Source organism: Arthrobacter sp. Y3221157 (genome assembly GCF_059089865.1).
Window position 1 is genome coordinate 1 of sequence record NZ_JBNHFD010000136.1, and the last position, 5,264, is coordinate 5,264.

The following is a 5,264-nucleotide window of genomic DNA, read 5'->3' on the forward strand; positions in this document are numbered from 1 at the left end:
TATTCCTTACGGGACCTCCGAGGGCCAGACTGCCCGGATTGCGGAATTCATTGCCGACGTCCTGCGGGCCCACGGCCACGACGTGGAGCCCGTAGACTCGGGCAGGACCGCGGAAAAGCTGGAAAACACGGTCCTCAGATTGAGCCCGATGAGGACCAGGCACAGGCCGAGGTAGGCACGCTGGCGCCGGCTTCCCACCCGGGTGGGCCGTGGTGGGGGCAGTTCATCGATCTCGGCGTCCACCAGGGTGCCGGGCTCAGCCCGGGCAGGCGGCGCCTTCCGGGCAGGGATTCCCGGCCGCTGCTTCCTTGCCCCGGCGTTCGTCGCTTCCGTCACCCGCCCATTGTTACAGGTGCCCGTTGCGCCAGGAGTTGTCCACATACGGCATCCGCGCCCTTTTGGCAGCCGAGGAGCCTCCCTACGTTTGAAGGGCACCTGCCGGGCCAGTCACTCACAAACAGGGAGAACCATGGACATGCAACCACAGTCCGAGCGCAGCAGCCCCGGGACGGGCGACACATCCCCGCAGCTTCAGGCCGCGATTCCGGCACCAGCAGGTGACTGCCACACCGCCAAGGCCGTTGCTGGCCTTGTGCTGGCGATCGTGGCCCCTGTGAGCCTCCTGCTCACGGCACCGTTCGCCAGTTTTGCCATGCTCCTGACCTTCCCGTACAGCGGCCCCTCGCAGAATCCGTGGCTGGCTCCCCTGGTGTTCTGGAGCCTGCCCCTGATCTTCGGCATCACCTCCACTTCGCTGGGCGGCTACGCCCTTCGAAAGTCCGGACTCCGCGCCCGAGGGTCCGGACTGGCGCTGGCAGCGTTGTGCGTGAACGGCGTGATCTTCATTGTGGGGCTGATCATGACCCTGCGGTTCGTGTACATGATGCGCTGACGCATCCCTTCCGCAGCCATCTCCGGCCGCCGGGTACCGGGACCCTCCGGCGGTTCCGCGCCGGTATCCTTGAAGGGATGAGTGAATCCCCGGAAAACCCCCAGCAGCCGCATGTCCCGAGGCCGGTCACGCCCGGGACACAGGCCTCCTTCGGAACCTATGGCGGCCGGCCGGTCAGCTTCGTCCGCCGCGGCACCCGCCTGCAGGGCCGCCGCCAGGCCGCCTGGGAAGAACACGCGGAACGGTGGGCGGTGGACGTCCCCCGGCACGTCGCCAACACCTCCGTCCACCCGGACTACACGTTCGACGCGGAGGCCGAGTTCGGCCGCAAGGCGCCCCTGATCGTGGAAATCGGTTCCGGCCTGGGTGACGCCATCTGCCATGCCGCGGAGCAGAACCCGGACACGGACTTCCTTGCCGTGGAGGTCTACACCCCCGGCCTGGCCAACACCATCATCAAGATCAACAGCCGCGGACTGACCAACGTCCGCGTCGTGGAAGCCAACGCTCCCGAGGTCCTCGCCACCATGCTCCCGGCCGGGTCCGTGGATGAACTGTGGGTGTTCTTCCCCGACCCCTGGCACAAGTCCCGGCACCACAAGCGCCGCCTCATCCAGCCCGAATTTGCCGCGCTCGCTGCCCGCGCCCTGAAGCCGGGAGGGCTCTGGCGGATCGCCACCGACTGGTCCAACTACGCCATCCATGTCCGCGACGTCCTGGCGGATTCCCGGGACTTTGAAAACCTGCACACCGGCGAGCGCCGGGGACCCGAAAGCCCGCTCACGCAGGTCTGGCAGTCCGGCGTCGAAACCGTGGTGGGAGGGGCACCCGTCCGCGAAGGCCGCGCACCGGTGAGCACCGAACACACCGGCCCCAACGAGGGCATCGACGAAACCGGCGGATGGGCACCGCGGTTCGAGGGCAGGATCCGCACCAGTTTCGAGGCCAAAGCCCACGAGGCCGGGCGGCTGATCTTCGATCTCTGCTACCGCCGCCGGTAGCAGTCACGGGCAGCGGCGGACGTGCACCCGCGGATCAGCCAACACTGATGCGGGCCACGATCTCCTTCAGCATGCCAAGCCGGGGTTCCAGTTGCCCTTGGCAATCCTTGAGCCACGCCCACTGTTCCGGGCCCGGTCCGCGTGGGACGATTACGGTTGTGTGGGGCACGCACACCAGTGAACCACCGCGCGGGTGCCGCGCACGCACAAAGGAACAGCCATCAAAAGAGAACTCAAGCAGGCCGTAGCCGCTGCAGAGAACGCCACCAACTCTCGGACGCTGGAGGTGCTGGCCAGGGCAGGGTTTGCGGCGAGCGGCATCCTGCATCTGCTGGTGGGTGCAATCGCCATCCGGCTGGCCACGGGCGGCACCGGCAACGCCGATTTCAGCGGTGCCGTGGCCGAACTTTCAACCCAACCCGCCGGGCCCTTCCTGCTGTGGGCCAGCTTCGCAGCCTGCGCGGCGCTGGCGCTGTGGCAGACCAGCGACGCCATCTTTGACTACAACCGCCTGCCCACCAAGGAAAAGGCAGGGAAGAAGGCAAAAGCCGGCGCGCAGGCATTGGTGTTTGCCGGGCTTGCGCTGACCCTGCTGTCCTTCGCCAGGGGCACGGGTTCGGGCGGTGACAACCAGCAGGCCGCCACCGACATGACCGTCAACCTTATGAAGGCGCCGGGCGGCGTGGCCCTGCTGGTGGTGCTCGGCGCGGCCATCGCCGTGACGGGCGTGGTGTATGCCATCCGTGGCCTGAAGAAGTCCTTCGAAAAGCACCTGGTGATGCCGGCCAACCAGAAGGCCAGGACGGCCGTCACCGTGCTGGGCGTGACCGGCTATGTGGCCAAGGGCATCGTGCTGTTCCTGACCGGCCTGCTCATCGCCATCGCCACCCTGCAGGCCCACCCGGAGGACTCCACCGGCCTGGACGGCGGCCTCCGTGCGCTCCGCGACCAGCCCCTGGGCGTCTACCTGCTGGCGGCTGTGGGCGCCGGGCTGATCTGCTACGGAGCGTTCATGATCGTGCGGGCCCGGCTTGCCAAGATGACCCAGTAACGGCAAACCGCGGCGGCACCCGGGCTGTCTGGAAGTACACCTTCTCATGCCGGCCGGCTTTGTTGCGGCCGCTGATGGAACGGGTTGGCACGTGGCTGCTGGGCCGCGAAATTGAGCGCCGGATTGAGGCGTTCGCCCGTGCGTGCGAGGACCCGGCACTGGTGGCCGAACTCAGGGAGGACCTCAGGGCACGGTGATGACAGCCACTGCATTCTGCGTCCCGTCCCGCAGTTCCACACTGGAGATGCTGCCCAGCTGAACCGGTGTGGCCCCCGTGACCCGGGCCCTGCCGCTGGGCGTTGCCGTCCAGGAGCAGGCCCGGTCCTCGCTGCCGGCACGGTCGCGGACCCAGAGTGAGAGCGTCCCGTCCTGGGGCAGGCTGCTCCCGTTCACCGCCAGCTCGGTTCCCCAGGTCTTCCTAACGAGGTCGATGCTGAACTGCAGTCCGCCACCGGACTGGACCGAATACGTGGCGTCGGGCGGCTCCGGCCGCGCCAGCAGTGGTCCGGCCAGGATGCCCGCGGCAAGGCAGGCTGCGGCAACCGCGCCCACCAGCGCCACCCACCGCAGCCGGACGGCACGACGGCGGCGCGCCAGTTTCGCAAGGAGCAGAGGCGGGGCGGGTGCATCGGGAGCGGCAGCAAGGGTTGAAACGACCGTCAGCGCCACCGCGTCCGGAACGGGAAGGGCGTCAAGGGTCACGGGAAGCGTCTCCAGTCCGGCCAGTTCTTCCCGGCAGGCGGCGCACGTACGGACGTGGGCTTCGAAGGCTTCCCGGTCCGGCGCCACAAGGCCGCCAAGCAGGTAGGCACCGAGCAGCTGGTGGGGATCCGCGCCGTTCATCCTTCCACCCCCATTTCGTCCAGGATTGTCCGCAGTGCCCGCACCGCGTAATACGCGCGGGACTTCACCGTCCCGCTGGGAATGTTGAGCTGCACGGCGGCCTCGTTGACGGTGAACCGGCGGTAGTGCAGGGCCACCAGGACATCCCGGTGTTCCCTGCTCAACCGGAGGAGGGCCTCCTCCACCAGCACCCGGTTGAGCAACCCGTCCACCTTTTCCAGGGCGTCTGCGGGGTCCGGAAGGTTGTTTTCGAGGGATTCCGGCCGGCGCTGCGCCCGGCGGTAGTTGTCGATCATGATGTTCCTGGCCGTCCGGTACAGGTAGCTGCGCAGGCTGCCGTTGATTTCCGGTGCATGCTGCCATACCCGAAGCACGGTTTCCTGGACCACGTCCTCCGCCAGCTGCGGATCCCGGGAGGCGCTGATGACGAAACGGCGGAGGGCAGCGCCGTGCTCGCGGTAGATGGACTCCACCACGTCCTCGTCGAGCGGCATGACGTCCCTCCCGCCTGGGCCTGTTCAGGATTCCTGCTTACCACCTGAAGACGCTGCTGCCCGCAGGAAAGTTCAGGGGGCAGCCGCTGTGAACCATTCTTCACCCGGATGCGTCATACGGTTAGCGTCCGGTGATCCGACGCCGGGCCTAGCCAAGGAGAACCGCATGAAACACCATCTGTGCGCAGGCCTCGCCATCCTGGCCCTTTCCGCGGCGCTGGCCGGCTGCGGCGGCGGCACCGGAACTGCACCGGCGGATACCAGCCCCGCCGTCACCACTGGTGCTCCCCCTGCTTCGGCAACCGCACCTGCTGCGTCCGTTTCCCCGCCGTCGGCGGCGCCAACCACCACGGCCAGTGCCGCCGTCGACCTCAAGACGGCCTCCTCAAGCGCCGGGGAGATCGTGGTGGGTGCGGACGGACGGAGCGTGTACTTCTTCACCAAGGACGTGAAGGATTCCGGAACCAGCGCCTGCACGGATGCGTGCCTTGCAGCGTGGCCGCCGGTGCTCACCACGTCCGCCACGCCGTCCGCCGAGGGTGTGACGGGCGAGCTCGGCACCATCACGACGCCGGACGGCAAGCAGCAGGTCACCCTGAACGGCATGCCGCTGTACTACTTCGCCCAGGACACCAAGCCCGGCGACATCCTGGGCCAGGGAGTCAACAATGTCTGGTATCTGGCCGACCCGGCGGGCGGCATGATCCAGATGGGCGGTGCCGGCTATTAGGGCAGGGTGAGTCCCCGCGCAGCCGGCGCGGCTGACAATCGGGCCGCAGGCGCCTTTACCGCAGCGGAACTGCGGGAAGCGTTCCAGGCAGGTGCAGATCCGACGCGCCTGGAACGGGCACCTGCGGCTGCTGGCCCGCCCCGTTCGTGAGGTCCTTGGGGACGGCGGTAGGCAGGTCCTTGGCCCCGGGGACCTCCACCTGCCTGCCGGGAGCGTCGGATTCCCCGGCGCCCTTTGCCGGCGTGGCAGGAAC

The 5,264-nt window shown here is 68.1% G+C and carries 6 protein-coding genes and 4 pseudogenes; 6 read left to right on the forward strand and 4 right to left on the reverse strand.

Going from position 1 to position 5,264, the window contains the following annotated elements; genetic code table 11:
* Position 1: 1 nt before the first annotated feature.
* Positions 2 to 103 (forward strand): annotated as a pseudogene (locus AC5RTT_RS19465) (flavodoxin domain-containing protein); the annotation flags it as partial.
* On the opposite strand, the pseudogene AC5RTT_RS19470 reads toward AC5RTT_RS19465, so the two are convergent.
* Positions 67 to 336, reverse strand: a pseudogene (locus AC5RTT_RS19470) (MFS transporter); the annotation flags it as partial. The pseudogenes AC5RTT_RS19465 and AC5RTT_RS19470 sit on opposite strands and share 37 nt — an antisense overlap.
* Before the next feature lie 133 nt (positions 337 to 469).
* Here AC5RTT_RS19470 and AC5RTT_RS19475 point away from each other — a divergent pair.
* The 4 genes and pseudogenes from AC5RTT_RS19475 to AC5RTT_RS19490 all read left to right on the forward strand — a co-directional run.
* Positions 470 to 892, forward strand: a complete 423-nt coding sequence (locus AC5RTT_RS19475; protein ID WP_494146553.1) for a hypothetical protein — start codon at positions 470 to 472, stop codon at positions 890 to 892.
* A 77-nt stretch (positions 893 to 969) separates the two neighbouring features.
* Positions 970 to 1,893, forward strand: coding sequence for a tRNA (guanosine(46)-N7)-methyltransferase TrmB (gene trmB / locus AC5RTT_RS19480; protein ID WP_494053566.1), 924 nt, complete (start codon positions 970 to 972; stop codon positions 1,891 to 1,893).
* A gap of 193 nt (positions 1,894 to 2,086) precedes the next feature.
* Positions 2,087 to 2,944: a DUF1206 domain-containing protein gene (locus tag AC5RTT_RS19485; protein ID WP_494146554.1), complete on the forward strand. Its 858-nt coding sequence runs from the start codon at positions 2,087 to 2,089 to the stop codon at positions 2,942 to 2,944.
* Positions 2,944 to 3,141: pseudogene (locus tag AC5RTT_RS19490) on the forward strand (SRPBCC family protein); the annotation flags it as partial. The gene AC5RTT_RS19485 and the pseudogene AC5RTT_RS19490, both read left to right, overlap by 1 nt.
* On the opposite strand, the gene AC5RTT_RS19495 reads toward AC5RTT_RS19490, so the two are convergent.
* Both AC5RTT_RS19495 and AC5RTT_RS19500 read right to left on the reverse strand, forming a co-directional pair.
* Positions 3,128 to 3,787, reverse strand: a complete 660-nt coding sequence (locus AC5RTT_RS19495) for a zf-HC2 domain-containing protein (RefSeq protein WP_494146555.1) — start codon at positions 3,785 to 3,787, stop codon at positions 3,128 to 3,130. The pseudogene AC5RTT_RS19490 and the gene AC5RTT_RS19495 overlap by 14 nt on opposite strands.
* Positions 3,784 to 4,281, reverse strand: a complete 498-nt coding sequence (locus AC5RTT_RS19500) for a sigma-70 family RNA polymerase sigma factor (RefSeq protein WP_494123526.1) — start codon at positions 4,279 to 4,281, stop codon at positions 3,784 to 3,786. The genes AC5RTT_RS19495 and AC5RTT_RS19500 overlap by 4 nt, the downstream gene beginning before the upstream one ends.
* Before the next feature lie 166 nt (positions 4,282 to 4,447).
* Between AC5RTT_RS19500 and AC5RTT_RS19505 the strand changes: the two genes are divergently transcribed.
* Positions 4,448 to 5,011 carry a COG4315 family predicted lipoprotein gene (locus AC5RTT_RS19505; RefSeq protein WP_494146556.1) on the forward strand — a complete coding sequence of 188 codons (564 nt, stop codon included), beginning with the start codon at positions 4,448 to 4,450 and terminating at the stop codon, positions 5,009 to 5,011.
* A gap of 55 nt (positions 5,012 to 5,066) precedes the next feature.
* On the opposite strand, the pseudogene AC5RTT_RS19510 reads toward AC5RTT_RS19505, so the two are convergent.
* Positions 5,067 to 5,264 (reverse strand): annotated as a pseudogene (locus AC5RTT_RS19510) (hypothetical protein); the annotation flags it as partial.